Origin of the sequence: Exiguobacterium sp. SH5S13 (assembly GCF_004337085.1) — a bacterium.
GTDB lineage: Bacteria > Bacillota > Bacilli > Exiguobacteriales > Exiguobacteriaceae > Exiguobacterium > Exiguobacterium aurantiacum_A.
The window spans coordinates 54,848-74,766 of sequence record NZ_SJUS01000011.1; the positions used below are offsets into that span (position 1 = coordinate 54,848).

Sequence of the window (19,919 nt, forward strand, 5' to 3'; positions counted from 1 at the left end):
TCACGACAAAGTGAAAGTGAAACCTACAGCCGAATGCTTTCTCCGTGCGCCTTGACCACGATTTGATCGCGTTCGAGTTTGGCTGCGGCGACGAGGCGGTCATACGGCTCCTCGACCGGCTCGTATGATAAGACGAACGTGTCCCAGTGCATCGGGAAGAACCGTTTTGCTCCGCTCTGTTTGAACATCGTCCACGCTTGCTCCGGGGTGCAGTGCGCTTCCTGGAACGAGTCCGGTTGATACGCACCGATCGGGAAGAAGGCGAGGTCGATCGGTTCTTTGTTCGCGAGCCCGTTGAACGCTTCGGTGTACGCCGTGTCGCCGGCGAACAGCATACGGACGCCTTTATATTTCAAGACGTAGCCGTTATAGCCCATGTGTTTGTCCCACGGGAAGCGGTTGCCCCAATGCGCGACCGGGATCGCTTGGACGTTGAGTCCGTTCGCGAGTGTCAACTTGTCGTGGGGATGCATCTCGAGCGTCTGTAGGCTCGGATAGTGACGCAACAGTTTGCTCGTCCCCGGTGCCGAGATGACGACCGTGTCACGGGTGATGAGCCGCTTCAAACTTTTATGGTCGAAGTGGTCCATATGGGCGTGGCTGAGCAAGATGACGTCGACGTGACCGATCTCTTCGATCGAGAGGGCAGGGGCGGTATGCCGTTTCATGCCGAACGTGACGGGACCGACGTGGACACCGATCCGTTTTGAGAATACCGGGTCGGTCAAAATTTTGAGGCCGTACCAATGGATGAGCACGGTCGAGTGGCCAATCCACGTGGCGCTCACGCTCGTCTCGTCGAAAATGGACAAGTCCGGTTTGATCGGCGCCTCTTTAAAGTCAGGACGCGGTAACCGCTGTTTCAATCGTGTATAAAAGAACGTGCCGACGCTTGCCAAGACAGCGCTCGGGACGAGTAAGTTGCGTAATTTCATGTGAGTCACCTCGTTATATAGGATAGTTTCATCTTAACGCTGACGACTAAGACATGCATCCGCCCATAGGCGTAGAAACGATGGGAGATTGTGGGTTTATTGGTTGCGAATCCGCTTACATTTTGGTAAGGTGGCAGTAGATTAGGAAAGGAAGGTACCGCGTGCTATGAAAAAGTCACACTCACTCAACTGATGAAACGAATCATCACTGTTCGTCTGAACAGTCACGGGTGAAGTGTGTCCAATCTCAAGCTGTGGGGTGACCCTTTTTTTCCGCTTGACCGGAGATCTTCACACCATCGCTTTCTAGCGAATGGTGTTTTTTGTTTCATCGCGTATCGGACAAACAAGCGAGGTGAGACAACTATGTTATCTGTACATCAAGTCCGGTTCGACTACGACCAGCAACCGCTATTTGACAGCGTCTCGTTCGACGTGTCAACAGGCGAACGGGCCGTCTTGTTCGGCCAAAACGGGTCAGGGAAGACGACGTTGTTCAAATTGCTCGTCGGTGAACTCAGCCCTCAGGCCGGTCGAATCGAAGTAGCAGGGAAAGTCGGTGTCGTCGAACAGACCGTTTTTGTTGGGGAGGGGACGACGCTCGCGTACGTCATGAAAGGTGACGACGAACGGTTCCGTTTGTACGAAGAAGTCACATCGGGCGACACTGAGCGCGTGCTCGCGGTGTATGACGAGGCGATGGCGTGTGACGCTTTCGGACTCGAGGCCGAGGCGAACCAAGCGTTGAAACGAATCGGCATGGACGGAATGGGATTAAGACGGCTTTCTGACTTGAGCGGCGGCGAACAGACGCGGGCACAATTGGCCCGGCTCATGATGCGTCACGTCGACGTCGTCTTGCTCGACGAGCCGACGAATCATCTCGACGTCGACTCGATCGACTGGCTGACGCGCTGGGTGCGTGAGTTTCCGGGCACGGTGCTCGCCATCTCCCACGACCGCCAGTTCATCGATGACGTCGCAACGGTCATCCTTGAACTGAGTGACGGCGAGGTCGTCCGCTATCCGGGCAACTATAGCGCCTATAAGCAGCAAAAAGCCGAGGAACGGGTGCGTGACGAGCGGGCCCATGCGCGCTATGTGGCGCGCAAGTCGGAACTGCTCGATATGATCGCCCAGTACAAAGGCTGGCACTTGAAGGCGAAAGCGACGGCGAGCGTCCGCAGTCCTGGTGCTCAGAAAGGAGCGGCGAACCTTGCCGTCAAGATGAAAGCAAGGGAACGAAAACTCGATCAGCTCGAACAAGGGCGTCCCAACAAACCGAAAGACGCGGGGCGCGTTTCGGTCCGCTTCGAAGCGGACCCGCTTGAGGCGAAGACGTGGATCACGGTCGAGAACGTCGTGTTCGGGTATGACGAGCCGTTGTTCGAGCATCTTTCGTTCACGTTCAATCGGGGAGACCGCTTGTCGATCGTCGGACCGAACGGGAGTGGCAAGACGACGCTGTTGAAGCTGCTTTTAGGGCAGCTTGAGCCAAACGAGGGTGTTGTGCATCGCCATCCGAAACTGAAAATCGGCTACTTCTCACAGACGCTCGAGCGGTTGCCCGAGGATGGGACGCTGCTTGACGCACTATTATCCGCGAGCGACATTCCGGAGACGGAAGCGCGGACGCTCCTGGCCCATTTCTTGTTCCGTCGTGACGACGTCTATAAACCGATGCGTGAGGCGAGCATGGGCGAGAAGTGTCGGATCGCATTCCTCATCCTTTATTTCTCAGACGCAGACATGCTCGCGCTTGATGAACCGACGAACTATTTAGACGTCGCGACACGCGAACAGATCGAGGCGGCCTTATCGATCTACCGGGGCGGTCTCATCCTCATCTCGCACGACCGGACGTTCCATCAGCTGACGGACCGGACGATCGAGCTCGGCGAGACGGTGCGAATTTTAGAAGCCGGACAAGACACGCCCCCTATCGACGTCGAAGCGACGATTCAGACGCTCGAGGCGCTGACGAATGACGAACAAAAATTTGTTGACGAGGCAGGAAACGTGAAGCCGTTTGACGAATCGGAACAGATGAGACGAAACGAGTAGGAGTGGAGAATAATGAAGGAAGAAGTTCGGTCATCACGGGCCGCGTCAAGGAAACGAAAACGGTTGTTACGGTTAGCGACGGCGGTCTTGTTGATCGCTTCATTGATCGGTGTCATCGCGTTCGCGGCGTACATCGATTCGCAAAAGCAGACGGCACTGCCTGAGTCGGACAACATCTCGACGGAAGAAGTCGATAGCGGGACAGAGGCGGAACCTGAAGAGGAAGCGACTGAAGAAGAGCCGAGTGAGGACGTCGTCTACATCGCGACGCCGTACACGAAAGTGTATGCTGATGATCGTGTGACCGTTCTATATGAGGCGGATCTTGGAGACCGGTTCGAACGGCTCGAAGCCGTCAGTGGATTCGTCAAACTTCAGTTGAACGAGCGGACGACCGGATGGGTGACGGAAGCGCGTGTGGCCGAGGAAGCGACTAGCGTCTCGGACGATGAAGTGGAACAGGCGTGGCAAACGGTCGTGCCGACGGCTTCAGCGTCTGCCTTGGACTGGCTCGGTCAGGACGTGGCGACGGTCCGGTCGACACTCGGGGCACCGGCGTCCGTCCAGCGCGACCAAGTGAACGAGTACCACTTCTACAATGGCTTCTTTTTAATGGTGCGTGACCAACGAGTGAAAGCGATCGATTGGGACCGTCAGACGGCCGTGACGCCTGAACTTGAGGCGGCGAGCGCCCAAAGCGCGGGCAGTTGGTATGACGGGGAGACGCTTCAATTGAAGCTGTTCCCGTATAACGGGGTCATGCGGGTCCGAATTGAACAAAAGTAAATGCTGGCGTCGAGAGGGTGCATCCTGTCGGCGCTTCTTTTCTCCCCATCATTCAAACGAACGTTTGAATGATGGGGAGAAAAGGGATATAATGAAGGGAGAGAGGAGCGATGACGCATGGAACAACATGATCATGGCCACGAAGGCCACCACCACACAACGAATCAACGAGCATTATTGCTAGCATTTCTGTTGATCGTCACGTTCATGGTCGTCGAAGTCATCGGCGGTCTGTGGACGAACAGCCTCGCGCTCTTATCGGACGCGGGGCACATGCTCGGCGACGCGGCAGCGCTCGGGCTCAGTTTCTTGGCGGTCCGGTTCGGCGCCCGGAAGGCGACACCGAACCAGACGTTCGGGTACCGCCGCTTTGAGATTTTGGCGGCGTTCGTCAACGGATTGACGCTCCTTGTCATCTCAGGTTATATCATCATCGAGGCGTACAAGCGCTTGTTCGCGCCACCAGAGATTTTAAGCGGCGGCATGCTCGCCATCGCCGTCATCGGATTGCTCGTCAACGTGCTCGCGGCGTGGATCTTGATGCGTGGCGAGCGGGAGAACTTGAACGTCCGGAGCGCGCTCCTGCACGTGTTCGGAGACTTGCTCGGATCGGTCGGGGCCATCACGGCGGCGCTGCTCATTCTAATGTTCGGGTGGACGCTCGCTGATCCGATCGCCAGTATGTTCGTCGCGCTCCTCATCTTGGTGAGCGGGTACCGCGTGACTCGGGACGCCGTCCATATTTTGACGGAAGGGGCGCCTGACAAAGTCGACGTCGTGGCGATGCAGCGTGACCTTGCGACCGTCGAAGGCGTCAAAGAAGTGCATGACCTCCACGTCTGGTCGATCACGTCTGAGGAGTACGCCGTCACGTGCCACGTGTTGATCGATGAAGCGACAGATGATCAACGCGTGCTGCACGATGTGACGGAGCGGATGAAGCAGTACGGGTCGTTCGGTCGTTCGACCGTTCAAATCGAACGAGAGACGGCACACTGCGAGGAACGAACGATCTGGTAAACGCACGAGCGGTCCCTGACAAGAGTCGGGGACCGCTTTTGTTATGGTTTCAGGATGACTTTGACGCAGTCGTCTGCAAACATAAAATAGGGACTCACAAAGGAGTCCCGGTGCCCGCGATGTCGATGACGACGATCTCGGGTGGATTGAAGATACGCGGTACGCTGACTGTGTAGTTGAAGCCGCGGCCGATGATATGGGTAAACGAATCGTGTTCATACAGGCCGCCCGCATATTTTGGGAAGAAGCCTTGGTCAGGCGCGTAAAGCCCGTTCAACAGATAAGGGATACGGACCTGGCCGCCATGGGCGTGGCCTGACAAGACGAGGTCGAACGGAAGCTCGGCGTACGTCTCGACTTGTTCCGCCCGGTGGGACAAGAGCAGGCTGAACGTGTCGTCCGTTTCGACGTCGTCAAGTGCGGTCAAGACGTCTTGCTCCCAGTTCCCGTATATGTTTTCGGCGTACGTGCGAAGCGGGTCCTCGACGCCGCCGATGATGAGTTCGACTCCGTTGACCGTCACGGTCTCAGCTTCATTCTCGAGCACGATCACACCAAACGAACGAAACACGTCTTTGACGTCGTGCCGGACGAAATCACTTGATTCATCAATTTCATGGTTGCCGGTGACGAAATACATCGGGGCGATTCCTTGTAGCCCTTCGATCAGTTCGAAAGCGGCGTCTGGCGAGCGGTATCGATCGAGCAAATCACCGGGAAGCGCGATCAGATCAGGTTGCTGCTCACGAACTTTTTCAATCAGATTTTTTTGGTCTTCACCATACGAATAGCCGTGCAAATCCGAGAGGAGGATGACGCGTAACGATTGACCAGTTTCGAGCTTATCGGTCGTCAGCTCGTACTCTCTAATCGTCAGCCCGTTGTAAAGAGCGGCGAACAGAAAGACGACCACGATGGCGAACGTGATGTACTTTCGTTTTCCTTTTAGCATCGTGTCGCCTCCTCGGTCGGATGTTTGTCTCTTCATTCTACTCTGTTAATAGGTGTGGACGCAAAAAAAAGCCCACTCATATTTGAGCGGGCAGGGGATTAGGCGACGTTTGTCGTCAATTTGACGTCGACGTTGCCGCGTGTCGCTTTCGAATACGGGCACACTTGGTGCGCTGCTTCGACGAGACGCTCAGCAGTTGCTTGGTCGACACCTTTGATTTCGACTTCGAGCTCGACCGAGATGAAGAAACCTTCGTCGTTCTGGTTGAGTGTGACGTGGCCAGTGACGCTCGTGCCATCTGTCTTGACGCGCTCTTTACCGATGACGAGGTTCAACGCGCTGCCGAAGCAAGCTGCGTATCCGGCTGCGAACAATTGCTCAGGGTTCGTCGACTCTTCTGCTTGTTTCGCTCCTGGCATCGCGACGCTCAAGTCGATGACGCCGTCCGTAGATGTGACGCGACCTTCGCGGCCACCGAGAGCTGTTGCTGAAGCTGTGAATAATGGTTTCATAATTTAATTCCTCCGTTTCGTTTTTAACAATTAAGTTGTGCACAATTTAATTATAGGGCAGTCAAACAGATATTCAAGTGATATGCTTGACCTAAGACTTTAGCCGGAGGAATTTATATGAAAAGTTCGTTAACATTAGAGCATCAGATTTGCTTTCAGCTCTACACCGCCTCAAAAGAATTGACACGTTTGTATCGGCCGATCTTAGCGCCGCTCAAACTCACATACAGCCAGTATTTGGTCATGCTCGTTTTATGGGAAGAAGATCACATCGATTTGAAACAGCTCGGGGAACGGTTGACGCTTGATTCGGGCACGCTGTCACCGCTTATCAAACGATTGACCCAACTCGGATACGTGGAGAAAATCCGGGCGACCGATGATGAGCGCCGGGTGTTGGTGTCGCTCACTGCGTCGGGCAGCGCACTGCGTGAGCAGGCCGAGGACGTGCCGGTCAAAGTGAGTGGTATGCTAAATATAGACGAAGCGACTTATTTCGCTTATATGGAGATGCTCATCGATATCAAATCGCGTCTGCGTGAATTCGGTGAGCGACAGGGCTAGGTTCTCACGAAAGGAGACGATATGTTTCGTAAACTGTTTATTCTATTGATCGGGATTGGTCTATATACGGCTTGGAACTATGAGGTGCCGAACGTATCGGCGCCGACGAGCGTCCAGGTGAAGTCGACGGAAGTGGTGGAAGAGCGCGTCGCGACCGACGCTCCAAAGTTCGCGAGCCAATATGCCGATCACGACTGGTATTTGCTCGAGAAAAATGGCGACCGGACGCTTGAGCTCGTCGACGAGGATGGTGCCAAAAAAGGGCAATACCAATTCGAGTCGGGCAGTACGTTCGAAGGGCTCGTCCTTGATCAGACGACACGACAACAAGTCGAGAACATCGGCTTCGACGAAGTGAAGTCTTACGATAAAGGGTTGAAACGTTACTTGATCCCGGACGATCCTTCGTTCTCGGTCTATGCGATGAACGGCAATTACGTCACGATGTTCTTTGACCAACATGACGAAGACAAGCTGAAAGGCATTCTTTCGGTTGAACGGAGCGTCGAGGAGTCGAGCGCCGGTTATTATGGAGACGTCTCGGCCGAGAGCATCGTGTCCAACGAGACGCTCATGCGCATGCTCATGAACTGGGACCGTCAAAAGTTTGGTTTATCCGCACTCGCTGACTATGAGCCGCTGCTCCCGGTCGTCCGGGCCCATAGTGAGAACATGGCAGTGAACAACTTCTTCAGCCACACCGACCCCGAAGGACGCGACCCGTTCGAACGGATGAATGAGGCCGGACTTGCCTACTCGCTCGCCGGGGAGAACTTGGCGATGGGACAGATGAGCGTCTTTCACGCTCACTGGGGACTGATGAACTCGCTCGGCCACCGCGAGAACATCTTAAAGCGAGACTTCACGCACGCCTCGGTCGGTCTCGTTTATAATGAAGACAACAGTCCGTTCTATACGATCAACTTCATCACACCACGATAAAAGGATGGTCTACCCTAGAGGGGCGGACCATCCTTTTTAGCGGTCAGAGCAGGCGTTTCACCGCTCGCTCGATCTCGTCCGGTGTCGTCTGCGGTGAGAACCGTTCGATGACGTTGCCTTTCCGGTCGACGAGGAACTTCGTGAAGTTCCATTTGATCGCTTTCGAGCCGAGCAGGCCAGGTGCTTCTTTCGATAAGTATTGGAAGAGCGGGTGGGCGTCTTTGCCGTTGACGTCGACTTTCGAGAACATCGGGAACGTCACGCCGTAGTTCAATTGACAGAACTCGCTGATCTCTTCGTTCGAGCCCGGGTCTTGGTTGCCGAACTGGTTGCACGGGAAGCCAAGAATATGGAAACCTTGACCTTGATAGCGTTCAAATAGCTTTTCAAGGCCGTCTAATTGAGGTGTGAAGCCGCACTTGCTCGCCGTGTTGACGATCAAGAGGACGTCCCCCTCGTATTTGGATAAAGGCTGTAGCTTGCCGCTCATGTCGGCTGCTTCGTACTGATAGATCATCATCTGATTCCCCCTTTTTTATGTTCATTATAGCAAGCCGTTCGATCGCGAACGACTTTGAAGCGGTTGTACGCAATCAAATTGTCACGAAACGATGAGGTCGCTGTTACAATGAAATCAAACGGAACCCGTATAATGAATCGGTGTAGAAAGGAAAGGTGTTATGTACATATTGAAAAATGAATTCATTTGGATCGCGTTGATCCTGATCGGCTTGTTCGTCTCGAGTGCGACGCCGTACTCAGACCAAAGCATTGTCTCACCGCTCGATCGCTTCGATTGGACGTGGGCCGAACCAATCCTCTCGACTGTCGACTTCGACTACGCCGGCAGCCCGGTTTCGCTCGAAGACAAAGGAAGCGCCGGCTTGATCGAATTCCTCATTCGGAAAGCGGCACACTTCACGGTCTTCTTTGCCTTAGGTGCGTTGTTCGTCAAAGCCGTGTCGCGGACGAGACTGAACGCGTGGCTCGTGTTGTTGTTCGCTTGGGCGCTCGCGAACACGGTCGCCATCTTTGATGAGTTTCATCAGAGTCTGACCCCGGAACGCACCCCGCTCATTCAAGATGTCGTATTAGACAGCTTCGGCGCTTGTTGTGGCGTCCTGCTCTTCGGTGGCTATTATCTGTTCGTCAGAAAGCGTAACAAACACCAACGGAGAGGTTATGTATCGGTCAGGTAGATAAAAAAATAGTATAGGTCATTATTTGAAAAGCGCTTTCATAAAGCGTTTTTCTTTTTTACTAAATTCATATTTTGTGACAATTTGTTGATTGAGCCCGTTAAATACCCACGTTTTAGCGAGGATAAAACCTAAATCAGGTCAATGTAACGCGAATGAAATATAAGTGTAAAATAACTTTGGGTTTAGATTGCTATAATGAGTCACAGGGCGAGACGGATTCTCGCAAAACTATACAGAACTCATTCATCTATTATTCTATAGAAATTCACACGACTCAGCGGAGGTAAGCACATTGATTAACTTGAAGAAACTTGCAGCAACCGTCACTTTAGGCGCTCTTCTAATCAGCGGCACGACACCTGGTTTTGCAGCGTCACTTACAGACAAGCAAAAAAAGGTCCAACAGCAGCAACAAAAGAATAGCACTGAGCAGAGCAAAGCGAACTCTTCGATCCAATCACGCGAAAAAGCGATCAGCAAAGAGCAGCAAGAAATCAATAAGCTAGACGCTGAACTCCAAGACGTCATCAACGACGTCGCACAAAAGAAAGCTGAGATCCGTGCTACGCAAGAAAAAATTGCCGCGCTTGAAAAACAAATCAAGCAGTATGAAGCAAAAATGAAAGCACAAGAAGAACTTATGAAAGAGCGCATGGCAACGATGCAAAAGAACGGCGGCGGGTCGATCGACTGGGCTGAGTTCATCTTCGGATCAAAAGACTTCGGTGACTTGCTTACTCGTATGATCACAGCAGGTACGATTCAAGAGAACGACAAGCAGATTTTTGAAGAGTACCAGGCGACGAAAGAAAAGCTTGCGACAGCACAGGCTGAATTGAAAGCCGAGCGCGACGCTCTCGTTAAACAAAAGCAAGAACTTGAAGCACGTAAAACAGCACTCGATAAGAAAATGAAAGAGCGGGCGGCTAAAGTCAAGAAGCTCAACGCTGAGAAAATCAAGTTCGAATCGAAATTGATGAGTTTGAAAGAAATGGAATCAACGCTCCAAGCACAAGAAGCTTCAATCAAGGCAGAAATCGAAGCACAACGTCGTGCGGCTGAAGAAGCGAAACGTAAAGCGGCTGCGGAAGCGGCGGCAGCTGCAGCAGCAGCGAAACAACAAAAGCAACAAGGTTCGTCAAGCAAGCCGAGCGCGTCAGCGGCAACACCTGTAGCGGCGGCACCGGCAAGCGGCGGCATGTTCCAACGCCCTGCTAGCGGCCGTCTCACACAACCTTTTGGACCTGCAAGTGGTGTGAACGGTTATACGTTCCACAACGGTCTTGATATCGCGGCACCGGTCGGCACACCGATCTATGCAGCGCAAACAGGTACGGTCACGACGGCAGGATGGGGCGGCGCCTACGGGAACCACATCATCATCACGCACGTCTTGAACGGACAAGTTTGGACGACGGTCTACGCTCACTTGAGCTCGGTGTCGGTATCGGCTGGCCAACGTGTCTCGCAAGGTCAGAACATCGGCGGCATGGGTAGCACAGGTAACTCGACTGGTTCGCACTTGCACTTCGAGATTCACCGTGGCGGTTACTCGTACTCGTCTTCGAGCGCGGGCAGCACGGTCAACCCAGCTTCATTCTTCTAAACGTATACAAAAAGTGATCGACGAACGCGTCGATCACTTTTTTGTTGCCTTGTACGCGATGAAGGTCAAGAGAGCGGCGCCGATGACGCTCAGCAAGAGCGTGTCGAGATTCGGGTCGGCAAAGACGCTCATGCCACCGACGATCAGCATGTAGGCAACGATCGAGCCGACGAAGACGGTCGACACGACCGAACGGACTCGTTTCGGGATTTGCTTCCACCAGTTCCTCATAAAAATCGCCTCCACCTATTAGTATAGGGGAGGCGGGATGATTCATCTAGCGAGCCGGATCCACGAAGATTCCATGATCGGCCGGTAGCCGACTTCTTGATAAATCTTGTTTGACGTCGGGTTGGTCAAATCGGTGTAGAGCGTGCAGAACGATTTCGTTTCGAGCAATCGGCGACTGAGCACGGCGACGAGACTGCGAGCGTATCCGTTTCCGCGTTTCGCAGGAGCCGTGTAAACGAAAGACACCGTGATGCCATTCAACGTCGGGCGGGAGCGCTTTGCGCACGAAACGGGTATGCCGTCGACTTCCCAGATGAAGGCGTCATCGTTATCAATCATTGAAGTGACGACAGCGACCATTCTTTCGTCATGTGATGGTTCGAGTCCCGAGTCTTGTTCAAAGGCACGGTACCACGTCTCTAAAAGAGGCTGGTCGGACTTGGTCGCCTGGCGCATCGACCCGCCGGCCAGAACGATGTCGTTGACGCGGTCTAATCGATAGAGCCCTTGCGACATGAACGTCGACGCTGCTTCATCCGTCCGTTTCTCCCACATGGCACCGAACGTCTCGGCATGAACTTTTTCCGATACCCTTTCTGTATATGTATGAAAAACGGGCAAACCGTAAGGCTTACCCGTTGTCTAGCTCGTAACTCGTTAAGCGATGTCTTCGCGCGCTTTCGCGTCGTCGAGCAAGTTCGTGTTGCGTTTGAAGTAATGGACGATTTTGGCGATGGCGCCGTCACCTGTGACGTTCGTCGCCGTACCGAAGCTGTCTTGCGCCAAGTAGAGCGCGATGACGAGGCTTTGCATCGTCGCATCGAATCCGAGGATCGACCCGAACAATCCGAGTGATGCCATGACGGCCCCACCAGGAACACCTGGCGCCGCGATCATCGTCACGCCGAGGGCGAGGATGAACGGGAGGACGATCGCGTATGACATCGGCATGCCGTTCAAGTACATGAGGGCGACACCGACTGATGTGAGCGTGATCGTCGAGCCTGATAAGTGGATCGTCGCGCAGAGCGGGACGACGAAGTTGGCGACGCCTTCATCGACTTTGTTCAATTTTGCCTGACGAAGCGTGACCGGGATCGTCGCGGCTGACGACTGTGTGCCGATAGCTGTGAAGTAAGCTGGCATCATCGTCTTGAGCAGTTTGAACGGATTCTCTTTATTGAGCCCGCCTGCGATTGAATATTGAATCATGAGCATCGTCGCGTGAAGGACGATGATCGTGACGAAGACGAGCGAGAACACCGACAAAATCTCGGCAACTTGGCCGGCGTACGTCATGTTCATGAAAATTCCGGCGATGTGGATCGGCAAAAATGGAATGATGACTTTACTAATGAGTAGTTCGATAATATCGCGGAAGTCCATGGCGAGGTCGAGTGAGCGTTTGCTCTCGATCGCGGCGATCCCGATTCCGATGACGAACGCGAGAATGAGCGCCGTCATGACACCGAATACCGGTGGAATCTCAAACTCCATGAAACCTTTCAATAGTGCTTCTTCTGGGTTTTCAGCTGATGCCGTGCTGCGTGCTAAGATCTGTGGGAACAGGTTGCTCGTCGCGAAGTAGGCGAGTGTACCGGCAACGATCGTCGATAAGTAAGCAATCGCGGCCGTCAAGCCGACTAGTTTCCCGGCGCCTTTTCCAAGTTCCCCGATACCTGGAATGATGAAGGCGAGAATGATGAGCGGGATGGCGAAGCCTAAGAATTGTCCGAAGACCGTGTTGAACGTGACGAACGTCCGTACAATCCAGTTCTGGCTTTCTGGTACGATGCTACCGACTAATATCCCGAAAGCGATAGCGATGATGATACGGCCTAGAAGACCAATCCTTAATTTCAAATAAATCATCCTTTCTAAATGTTTGAATTGTTGCTATTTTCGCACATTTCCCTGCGTGTTGCCAGCCTATCTTCGAATTTTACTGAAGATTGACGTTTGACAACTTCTGAACAGGGTATCACAAAATGTTAGCGGGAAAAAGGAAGGGGTCTTCTCCTTTTCCTAATATACAAACGATGTTATGATTAATTTTGAACAGACGTAAAGGAGGGGTGACACGTGCAGGTACAACGAACAACGATTCACATTGCGGGGCAAGACTATACGATTGTTAGCGAGGAGTCAGCCGATCATGTGAGGGAAGTGGGCTTTCTCGTCGATAGTAAAATCCGCGAGATTCGTGAACAGTCCCCTCAGCTAGACGCTCGTCAGGCAGCGGTCCTCGCCGCCATCCAGATTGCGAGCGATCACGTCAAAACTAAACGAAATACGGGAGAATAAATCAATCCATGGTTACTTTACTTATACTGTTTTTCTTGTTTATCGGGATCATTAACGGCTTCCGCCGTGGAGCGATCCTCCAGCTCGGCCATTGGGTCGCGCTCATCATCAGTTTCTTTGTCGCCAACGCCTATTACCGGGATCTCGCCGAAGCGTTCAAGCTTTGGATTCCATATCCGTCACAACTTGACGGGACGTTACCGGGCGGTGTGCTCGACTTGAACTCACTGTCAGGCATCGAGATGATATTCTATAACGTTTTCTGGTTCGTCATCTTGTTCCTGATCACGAAGCTCGTCTTGCATCTCATCTTGTCGATGCTCGATTTCTTGACGGACTTGCCGATCTTGCGCCAATTGAAAGGCATCATCGGTGCCGTGCTCGGATTCTTCGAGTCATACGTCATCACGTTCTTCATCCTTTGGGTGATCGCGTTCGTCCCGATGGCGGGCGTCCAAAATGCGGTCGACAACTCGTCGCTCGCGACGTTCATCATCCAGGACACGCCATACCTATCTGACTGGTTCTCGAATAAGATGCTGTGACACGACAGGCCGGAATGCAAGCAAGCGCTTGTGTCTCGGTCTTTTCTGTATGAAAAAGGGGGAAATACGATGAATAAAGTTGAGGCGATGATGCTGTTAGAGAAAATCGCGCAATATATGGAGATCAAGGGTGAGAACCCGTTCAAGATCAACGCGTTTCGTAAAGCGGCGACGGCGCTCGAGAACACTGAGCTCGAACTCGACGACATTGATGACTTGACGACGATCTCAGGTATCGGTAAAGGAACGGCGGCCGTACTTGACGAGTGGCGCCAGACGGGACGGAGCGAGGTGCTCGAGTCACTCCAAGAAGAGATTCCGTACGGCTTGATGAAGCTACTCAAAATCCAAGGGCTCGGCGGCAAGAAACTGGCTCAGCTAAGAGGGGTCGGCGTCGTCGACCTCGAGTCGCTCATCCGTGTACTAGAAGACGGCACGGCGTCAGAATTGCCGCGCTTCGGCACGAAGAGCGTCGAGAAGTTGCTCGCAGCAGCACGGAACTTGGAATCCCGTCCGGAACGCCTGTCGTACGCGATGATGCGCCCGGTCGTAGAAGAGATCAACACGGTGTTAGAAGGCGAGGCGCTCGTCCTCCGGCATTCGGTCGGGGGCAGTTTCCGCCGGGCCGAGGAGACGTGCAAAGACTTGGACTTCATCATCGCGACCGAGGAGCCTGTCGCTTTGCGCGACAAACTGCTCGCGCTCCCGTTCGTCAATGAAGTCATCGCAGCCGGTGAGACGAAAGTGTCGCTCGTCTTAGAGCGCGAGGAGATGGTGTCGGTCGACTTCCGAATGGTCGAGCCCGGTGCTTTCGCGGCGACGCTCCACCACTTCACCGGCTCAAAAGACCATAACGTCCGCATGCGCCAACTCGCAAAAGCTAAGGGTGAGTCGATCTCCGAGTACGGGGTCGAGACCGCGGACGGCCTGTGGCAGCCGGAGACGGAAGCGGAGCTGTTCGAACGCTACGGCCTCCCGTTCATCCCGCCGGAGCTAAGAGAAGGGCACGCTGAGTTCGAGTACGACATCTCGAAGCTCGTCACGCTCGACGATATCAAGGCCGACGCGCATATGCACACGGTCTGGTCGGACGGGAAGTTGACGGTCGATGAGCTCGTCGCCGCGATGAAAGCGCGAGGTTACGAGTGGATCGCCATTACCGACCACGGCAAGTACATGTCGTTCGTCAATGGGTTGACCGAGGAACGATTAGAAGCGCAAGGGGAAGAGATCCTTGCCGCGGCGAAAAAACACGATATGCACGTCTTGCGCGGTGTCGAGATGGACATCCGCCCAGACGGGACGCTCGACTACGAGCCTGAGTTTTTAGCGACGCTCGACTACGTCGTCGCCTCGATCCATTCGAAGATGGACCAAGGTGTCGACGAGATCATGGCGCGGCTCGAGAACGCCTGCCGTTCTCCTTACGTCAACGTCATCGCCCATCCGACCGGACGCTTGATCGGACGCCGTGACGGCTACCCGATCGACGAGGAGCGCTTGATCGCCCTCGCGAAAGAGACAGGGACGGCGCTCGAACTGAACGCCAACCCGAACCGTCTCGATTTGACCGCCTCGACGCTGAAGAAAGCGAAGGCGGCCGGTGTCAAACTGATGGTCAACACCGACACCCACCACCCTGATATGATGGAAGATATGGCACTCGGCGTCTTGCACGCAAGAAAAGCCTATCTCGAACCGTCAGACATTATTAACTGCCTCACGTTCGAAGAAGCGACAGCGTTCTTCGACGCGAAGCGACAGAAAGGAACATGCTAGATGGATCACGCGTTACGCGTATTAGAATATGAAAAGTTACGTCAACAGCTCGCCGTGCATGCGGCCAGCTCGCTCGGGAAAAACCGGGCGCTCAACATGCAGCCCGACTACTCGTACGACCGGGTACTCGCCAACTTGAACGTCACGCGCGAGGCGACCGAGGTCGTCCGGCTCCGGGACCGTTTGCCGCTCGGCGGGCTCTCAGACGTCCGCGCCGAAGTGAAACGGGCCGCCATCGGCTCGGTGCTCTCGACGAGCGAACTGCTCGCCGTCGCCGCCGTCATGTACAGCGGCCGCCAAGTGAAAAACTTCTTTGAGAAGTTGCACGAGGACAACGAAGACATCCAAATCCCGCGCCTCGACGAATATGCCGAGCGCTTGACGAAGCTGATCGAGGTCGAGCAATCGATCCGTCACGCCATCGACGACCAGGGTACGGTCCAAGATTCGGCGAGCTCGCAACTGCGCGGTCTGCGGACGCAACTCCGCAGTTACGAAGGCAGTGTCCGCTCGCGGATCGACAACATCCTCCGCAACAACGCCAAGATGCTCTCAGACGCGATCGTCACGATCCGGAACGACCGCTTCGTCGTCCCGGTCAAGCAAGAGTATCGCCAAGCGTTCGGCGGGATCGTCCACGACCAGTCGGCGTCAGGGCAGACGCTCTTCATCGAGCCGCAAGCAATCGTCTCGATCAACAACGAGATCCAAGAAGTCCGCTTGAAAGAACGCTCGGAGATCGACCGCATCTTGACCGAACTGTCAAATCTCGTCGGCGGCGTAGCCGATTCCGTCGTGACAAACCTCGACGTCTTGGCCGAACTCGACTTCGTGTTCGCGAAAGTCGCGTACGGACATCAACTGAAAGCGACGGAGCCGAAGTTGAACGACGCCCGCGAGATCAAACTGAAGCAGGCGCGTCATCCGTTCATCCCGCAAGACGAGGTCGTCCCGATCACGGTCGAGCTCGGTGAAGACTTCACGTCGCTCGTCATCACCGGGCCGAACACGGGTGGTAAGACGGTCACGCTCAAGACGATCGGGTTACTGCAACTGATGGTCCAGTCAGGGCTCTACGTCCCGGCCGAGTTCGGTACAGAACTCTCGGTGTTCGACGCCGTCTACGCCGACATCGGTGACGAGCAGTCGATCGAGCAGAGCTTGTCGACGTTCAGCTCGCACATGACGAACATCGTCAGCATGCTCGACAAGGTCGACTTCATGTCGCTCGTCCTATTCGATGAGCTCGGTGCCGGGACCGATCCGCAAGAAGGGGCCGCGCTCGCCATCGCGATTCTCGATGAAGTGAAGCGGCGTGGGGCCCGCGTCGCGGCGACGACCCACTATTCTGAGTTGAAGGCGTACGCCTATAACCGGGACGGTGTCGTCAACGCCTCGATGGAGTTCGATATCGAGTCGCTCAGCCCGACGTATCGTTTGTTGATCGGTGTGCCGGGACGCTCGAACGCGTTCGAGATCAGCCGACGCCTCGGTCTGTCCGAACAAGTGATCGATAAGGCGCGGAGCCACGTCGGCACCGACGCCGAGTCGGTCGAATCGATGATCAACGAGCTCGAGTCGGCGAAACAACGCGCCGAGCAGCTCGAGCAAGAATTGATCATCAAACGTCACGACTTCGAACAAGAGCAAGCGGCGTTCGAGGCGAAGATGAGTGAATTCGAGACCGAACGCGACGTGATGTACGGCGAGGCCGAGGCACGTGCCGAGAAGGCCGTCGAGAAAGCGAAGCGAGAAGCGAACGAAGTCATCGACCGGTTGAAGAAGCTACGCGCAGAAGGCATCGTCAAAGAGCACGAGATCATCGCCGCGAAGAAACAGCTCGAATCGGCGAAACCGACGCTCCAAGATAAAAAGATCCAAAAAGTGAAACAAAAAGCGCAGCAAAAACGTACGTTCAGTAAAGGCGAAGAAGTGAAAGTGACGACGTTCAACCAAAAAGGGTATATCGTGAACCAGATCAACGACAACGAGTACAACGTCCAAGTCGGGATCATGAAAGTGAACGTCAAAGCGGACGACCTTCAAAAAGTCGGACCATCGAAAGAACAAGGACTCCAGTCGAAAGGCAGCTCGCTGAAGCGCCAGAGCTCGACGAAGTCGGAGCTCGATCTTCGCGGTGTCCGGGTCGAAGAGGGACTCTCGCGCCTAGACAAATATATCGACGAGGCGCTCGTGTCCGGATACGACAACGTCCGCATCATCCACGGGCTCGGTACGGGCGCGATGCGACAAGCGACGCAAGAGTATTTGAAAGGACATCGTCACGTGAAGAGTCAGCGCCCGGGTGGTATGGGTGAAGGTGGACTCGGGGTCACGGTCGTCGAATTGAAGTGAGGGACGCATGATGATGGGGAACGTAACGTTTGGCGTGATGCTCGAATCGCTCGGCCTGTACACGATCGCCGGACTGATGATCGTCGTCGGGCTCGCCATCTTCGAGATGACGACGCCGTACAGTAACTGGCGCGAGGTTCAAAAAGGGAATATCGCCGTCGCGCTCGCGACCGGAGGCAAGGTCGTCGGCCTGGCCAACATCTTCCGTGTCGTCGAGAGCCATCACGAGCGGATGATCGACGTGTTGGTCGGGGGGAGCTTCGGCTTCTTCTTACTGCTCGTCACGTATTGGTTGTTTGAATTTTTGACGCCGTCGCTCAAAGTGAACGAGGAGATCGGGAAAGGCAATATCGCGGTCGGCTTGCTCGCGTTCATGCTCTCAATCGGGGTCTCGCTCGTCGTCGGCGCGGCGTTGGTGAGGTGAAGACATGGTATACGAACGATTGGCAAAGATTCTCTTTATCGGGGCCGGACTGTTTTTAGTGGCAGCGGTGCTATGGTTTGTCTTTTATTGAGTGAAGGAGTGGAGTGTCCTACAGGGCACTCTATTTTTTTGATTTCGGATACCTTTAATATAAAACGTCTAGGTGAAAGGAAATTCTTTTACAATTTATACATAAAACGCTTTATACTAAAACTAGAATTTGGAATGAGATATATATGAAGGTCATATATTAATCGTGAATGAAAAGATGAGGTGTAGACGATGTCGAACGGGTCAGAAGTGTTTGAGGTGTTGATGACGAACGCGGTGAAACTACCAGGGGTGAAAGTCGACCGCAAAGAGTTTTTAGATCAAAGTTTTAGTAGACATGTCCCAGCAAGTCAGTTGGCGGAGATTATGGAGAAAGGACCGATTGGAGCGAACGTTCCACTCGCGCTTATTAAAAAAATCGCGAAACGGAATATTGCTAACCAAACGATGAAGAGTTCGAGTGCGTCTTTCGCGGCGGGATTGCCTGGGGGGATCGGACTGGCTGCGACGATTCCTGCGGATACGGCACAGTTTTTTGGATTTTCGCTCCGCCTGGCGCAGGAAACAGGATACTTATACGGCTACGATGACTTTTGGGAGAATGGAGAACTTGACGTCGATCGAGTAAACGGGGACTTGGTCTTGTTCTTGGGCGTCATGTTCGGTGTCGGAGGCGCGACAGCCACGATTAAGGCGCTGTCCGCTCAACTGTCGAAACAGGCCTTGAAACAACTGCCGAAGAAAGCGTTGACGAAAACGGTATATTTTCCAATCATTAAAAAGATGTCAGCGATGATTGGTTTCAAGATGACGAAAGATACGTTCGCAAAAGGCGTGTCGAAGATGATCCCACTCGCAGGAGGTGTCATTTCGGGAGGACTCACCTTCTCTTCGATGACAAAGATGGGAAACCGTCTCCTGCATGCGCTTGAAGACAGCGTGAATATGACAGAAGAAGAACTAGTCGAGAGCTTTGCAGAAATGAAGCGAGAGCATTTTGACATCATCGAGGCTGAATTTGTGGAAATCGAGGCAGTTTTGCGCGAAGAAGGAATCTAATCAAAGGACGAGCGACGTGTGTGAACGTCGCTTTTTGTGAAAGCGGGGGAAACGTGTGGCAATCGATTTGGATTTTTTAATGTCGACTGAAGACTACGTGCTCGATACGGAGTCGTTTCAGATGAAGGGCGTCACCTATTATCCGCTCGAGTGGACGTTTTTTGGGGCGCCGGATACGACGATGATTTTAACGGACGATGCCGACCGCGACCGCATTCTGATCCGTTTCGAGCAGTATGCGCTCTTCCTCGGGACGCTAGAAGAGCACGGGATGCCAGAAGATGGTCTCGCGAACAGGCATCCGATTGTGAAACTGAAGACATCCCGCTTCAGTGCGTTCGCCGCCGAACAGATGAAGACGGAACGGGTCAACACGGACCGAGGCGAGCTTTCCCATTACGTGATTCGGACGTTCGAGCAGGAGTTTCATGTGTTGGCCTACGAAGAGCCGACGGTGCTCGACTTAGGGAAAGTCGGGGACACCGGTGTCGTCGTGACAGAAGTCGACGAGGTGGATGAATTTTGAGACAAGACTATGCCGAGCGGGTAAAGAAGAGAGTAGGCAAGGCATTATGGGATGAAACGGAG

Annotated in this window: 21 protein-coding genes; 14 read left to right on the forward strand and 7 right to left on the reverse strand. The window is 53.9% G+C overall.

The window, feature by feature from the left end; all coding sequences use genetic code 11:
• Positions 1 to 23: 23 nt before the first annotated feature.
• Positions 24 to 935 (reverse strand): MBL fold metallo-hydrolase, encoded by a 912-nt coding sequence (locus EVJ30_RS07715; protein WP_131457516.1) that lies wholly within the window; start codon positions 933 to 935, stop codon positions 24 to 26.
• A gap of 366 nt (positions 936 to 1,301) precedes the next feature.
• On the opposite strand from EVJ30_RS07715, the gene abc-f reads away from it, so the two are divergent.
• The 3 genes from abc-f to EVJ30_RS07730 all read left to right on the forward strand — a co-directional run bounded on the left by abc-f (position 1,302) and on the right by EVJ30_RS07730 (position 4,805).
• Positions 1,302 to 2,999: a ribosomal protection-like ABC-F family protein gene (gene abc-f, locus EVJ30_RS07720; protein ID WP_131468588.1), complete on the forward strand. Its 1,698-nt coding sequence runs from the start codon at positions 1,302 to 1,304 to the stop codon at positions 2,997 to 2,999.
• Between the two features lie 12 nt (positions 3,000 to 3,011).
• The gene (locus EVJ30_RS07725; protein ID WP_131468590.1) at positions 3,012 to 3,785 is read left to right on the forward strand and encodes a hypothetical protein; all 774 of its coding nucleotides are present in this window, start codon (positions 3,012 to 3,014) and stop codon (positions 3,783 to 3,785) included.
• A gap of 117 nt (positions 3,786 to 3,902) precedes the next feature.
• On the forward strand, positions 3,903 to 4,805 hold the full coding sequence (locus tag EVJ30_RS07730; RefSeq protein WP_131468592.1) for a cation diffusion facilitator family transporter: 903 nt from the start codon (positions 3,903 to 3,905) through the stop codon (positions 4,803 to 4,805).
• 94 nt (positions 4,806 to 4,899) lie between these two features.
• Here EVJ30_RS07730 and EVJ30_RS07735 read toward each other — a convergent pair whose 3' ends face one another.
• Positions 4,900 to 5,757, reverse strand: a complete 858-nt coding sequence (locus EVJ30_RS07735; protein WP_131457508.1) for a metallophosphoesterase — start codon at positions 5,755 to 5,757, stop codon at positions 4,900 to 4,902.
• Between the two features lie 98 nt (positions 5,758 to 5,855).
• Positions 5,856 to 6,269, reverse strand: coding sequence for an organic hydroperoxide resistance protein (locus EVJ30_RS07740; protein ID WP_131457506.1), 414 nt, complete (start codon positions 6,267 to 6,269; stop codon positions 5,856 to 5,858).
• Positions 6,270 to 6,386: 117 nt separating this feature from the next.
• Here EVJ30_RS07740 and EVJ30_RS07745 point away from each other — a divergent pair, with 117 nt between their 5' ends.
• Positions 6,387 to 6,833, forward strand: a complete 447-nt coding sequence (locus tag EVJ30_RS07745) for a MarR family winged helix-turn-helix transcriptional regulator (RefSeq protein ID WP_131468594.1) — start codon at positions 6,387 to 6,389, stop codon at positions 6,831 to 6,833.
• A gap of 21 nt (positions 6,834 to 6,854) precedes the next feature.
• Positions 6,855 to 7,775 (forward strand): CAP domain-containing protein, encoded by a 921-nt coding sequence (locus EVJ30_RS07750; protein WP_131468596.1) that lies wholly within the window; start codon positions 6,855 to 6,857, stop codon positions 7,773 to 7,775.
• A 43-nt stretch (positions 7,776 to 7,818) separates the two neighbouring features.
• Here the strand turns inward: EVJ30_RS07750 and EVJ30_RS07755 are convergent, their stop codons facing one another.
• Positions 7,819 to 8,295 carry a glutathione peroxidase gene (locus EVJ30_RS07755; RefSeq protein ID WP_070327773.1) on the reverse strand — a complete coding sequence of 159 codons (477 nt, stop codon included), beginning with the start codon at positions 8,293 to 8,295 and terminating at the stop codon, positions 7,819 to 7,821.
• Between the two features lie 160 nt (positions 8,296 to 8,455).
• On the opposite strand from EVJ30_RS07755, the gene EVJ30_RS07760 reads away from it, so the two are divergent.
• Both EVJ30_RS07760 and EVJ30_RS07765 read left to right on the forward strand, forming a co-directional pair.
• Complete coding sequence (locus EVJ30_RS07760; protein ID WP_131457500.1) at positions 8,456 to 8,974, forward strand: VanZ family protein; 519 nt, start codon at positions 8,456 to 8,458, stop codon at positions 8,972 to 8,974.
• A 295-nt stretch (positions 8,975 to 9,269) separates the two neighbouring features.
• The gene (locus tag EVJ30_RS07765; RefSeq protein WP_131457498.1) at positions 9,270 to 10,583 is read left to right on the forward strand and encodes a murein hydrolase activator EnvC family protein; all 1,314 of its coding nucleotides are present in this window, start codon (positions 9,270 to 9,272) and stop codon (positions 10,581 to 10,583) included.
• 33 nt (positions 10,584 to 10,616) lie between these two features.
• On the opposite strand, the gene EVJ30_RS07770 is transcribed toward EVJ30_RS07765, so the two are convergent.
• The 3 genes from EVJ30_RS07770 to EVJ30_RS07780 form a co-directional block, all read right to left on the reverse strand.
• Complete coding sequence (locus EVJ30_RS07770) at positions 10,617 to 10,814, reverse strand: hypothetical protein (protein WP_236636045.1); 198 nt, start codon at positions 10,812 to 10,814, stop codon at positions 10,617 to 10,619.
• A 42-nt stretch (positions 10,815 to 10,856) separates the two neighbouring features.
• Positions 10,857 to 11,369, reverse strand: coding sequence for a GNAT family N-acetyltransferase (locus EVJ30_RS07775; protein ID WP_236636048.1), 513 nt, complete (start codon positions 11,367 to 11,369; stop codon positions 10,857 to 10,859).
• Between the two features lie 102 nt (positions 11,370 to 11,471).
• Entirely contained in the window at positions 11,472 to 12,686 is a 1,215-nt protein-coding gene (locus EVJ30_RS07780) for a dicarboxylate/amino acid:cation symporter (RefSeq protein ID WP_131457494.1), read from the reverse strand.
• Positions 12,687 to 12,896: 210 nt separating this feature from the next.
• Here EVJ30_RS07780 and zapA point away from each other — a divergent pair, with 210 nt between their 5' ends.
• The 7 genes from zapA (at position 12,897) to EVJ30_RS07815 (ending at position 19,857) form a co-directional block, all read left to right on the forward strand.
• The gene (gene zapA, locus EVJ30_RS07785; protein WP_016508139.1) at positions 12,897 to 13,118 is read left to right on the forward strand and encodes a cell division protein ZapA; all 222 of its coding nucleotides are present in this window, start codon (positions 12,897 to 12,899) and stop codon (positions 13,116 to 13,118) included.
• A gap of 8 nt (positions 13,119 to 13,126) precedes the next feature.
• Positions 13,127 to 13,663, forward strand: a complete 537-nt coding sequence (locus tag EVJ30_RS07790; RefSeq protein WP_131457492.1) for a CvpA family protein — start codon at positions 13,127 to 13,129, stop codon at positions 13,661 to 13,663.
• 69 nt (positions 13,664 to 13,732) lie between these two features.
• Positions 13,733 to 15,442, forward strand: a complete 1,710-nt coding sequence (gene polX, locus EVJ30_RS07795; RefSeq protein ID WP_131468600.1) for a DNA polymerase/3'-5' exonuclease PolX — start codon at positions 13,733 to 13,735, stop codon at positions 15,440 to 15,442.
• Positions 15,443 to 17,797, forward strand: coding sequence for an endonuclease MutS2 (locus EVJ30_RS07800; RefSeq protein WP_131468602.1), 2,355 nt, complete (start codon positions 15,443 to 15,445; stop codon positions 17,795 to 17,797).
• A 7-nt stretch (positions 17,798 to 17,804) separates the two neighbouring features.
• On the forward strand, positions 17,805 to 18,221 hold the full coding sequence (locus EVJ30_RS07805) for a DUF350 domain-containing protein (RefSeq protein WP_131457486.1): 417 nt from the start codon (positions 17,805 to 17,807) through the stop codon (positions 18,219 to 18,221).
• A 282-nt stretch (positions 18,222 to 18,503) separates the two neighbouring features.
• A complete protein-coding gene (locus tag EVJ30_RS07810) occupies positions 18,504 to 19,331 on the forward strand; it encodes a pectinesterase (RefSeq protein WP_070327763.1) in 828 nt (275 codons plus the stop codon).
• Positions 19,332 to 19,386: 55 nt separating this feature from the next.
• Positions 19,387 to 19,857, forward strand: coding sequence for a hypothetical protein (locus tag EVJ30_RS07815; RefSeq protein WP_070327762.1), 471 nt, complete (start codon positions 19,387 to 19,389; stop codon positions 19,855 to 19,857).
• Positions 19,858 to 19,919 lie beyond the last annotated feature (62 nt).

Excerpts from the sequence above, each read along its gene's own strand:
- EVJ30_RS07750 (WP_131468596.1), top strand. The coding sequence starts at position 6,855 with ATGTTTCGTAAACTGTTTATTCTATTGATCGGGATTGGTCTATATACG.
- EVJ30_RS07800 (WP_131468602.1), top strand. The coding sequence starts at position 15,443 with ATGGATCACGCGTTACGCGTATTAGAATATGAAAAGTTACGTCAACAG.
- EVJ30_RS07725 (WP_131468590.1), top strand. The coding sequence starts at position 3,012 with ATGAAGGAAGAAGTTCGGTCATCACGGGCCGCGTCAAGGAAACGAAAA.
- EVJ30_RS07810 (WP_070327763.1), top strand. The coding sequence starts at position 18,504 with ATGTCGAACGGGTCAGAAGTGTTTGAGGTGTTGATGACGAACGCGGTG.
- abc-f (WP_131468588.1), top strand. The coding sequence starts at position 1,302 with ATGTTATCTGTACATCAAGTCCGGTTCGACTACGACCAGCAACCGCTA.
- EVJ30_RS07775 (WP_236636048.1), bottom strand. The coding sequence starts at position 11,369 with ATGTGGGAGAAACGGACGGATGAAGCAGCGTCGACGTTCATGTCGCAA.
- EVJ30_RS07805 (WP_131457486.1), top strand. The coding sequence starts at position 17,805 with ATGATGATGGGGAACGTAACGTTTGGCGTGATGCTCGAATCGCTCGGC.
- EVJ30_RS07715 (WP_131457516.1), bottom strand. The coding sequence starts at position 935 with ATGAAATTACGCAACTTACTCGTCCCGAGCGCTGTCTTGGCAAGCGTC.
- EVJ30_RS07745 (WP_131468594.1), top strand. The coding sequence starts at position 6,387 with ATGAAAAGTTCGTTAACATTAGAGCATCAGATTTGCTTTCAGCTCTAC.
- EVJ30_RS07735 (WP_131457508.1), bottom strand. The coding sequence starts at position 5,757 with ATGCTAAAAGGAAAACGAAAGTACATCACGTTCGCCATCGTGGTCGTC.
- EVJ30_RS07780 (WP_131457494.1), bottom strand. The coding sequence starts at position 12,686 with ATGATTTATTTGAAATTAAGGATTGGTCTTCTAGGCCGTATCATCATC.
- EVJ30_RS07760 (WP_131457500.1), top strand. The coding sequence starts at position 8,456 with ATGTACATATTGAAAAATGAATTCATTTGGATCGCGTTGATCCTGATC.
- polX (WP_131468600.1), top strand. The coding sequence starts at position 13,733 with ATGAATAAAGTTGAGGCGATGATGCTGTTAGAGAAAATCGCGCAATAT.
- EVJ30_RS07755 (WP_070327773.1), bottom strand. The coding sequence starts at position 8,295 with ATGATGATCTATCAGTACGAAGCAGCCGACATGAGCGGCAAGCTACAG.
- EVJ30_RS07730 (WP_131468592.1), top strand. The coding sequence starts at position 3,903 with ATGGAACAACATGATCATGGCCACGAAGGCCACCACCACACAACGAAT.
- EVJ30_RS07770 (WP_236636045.1), bottom strand. The coding sequence starts at position 10,814 with ATGAGGAACTGGTGGAAGCAAATCCCGAAACGAGTCCGTTCGGTCGTG.
- EVJ30_RS07740 (WP_131457506.1), bottom strand. The coding sequence starts at position 6,269 with ATGAAACCATTATTCACAGCTTCAGCAACAGCTCTCGGTGGCCGCGAA.
- EVJ30_RS07790 (WP_131457492.1), top strand. The coding sequence starts at position 13,127 with ATGGTTACTTTACTTATACTGTTTTTCTTGTTTATCGGGATCATTAAC.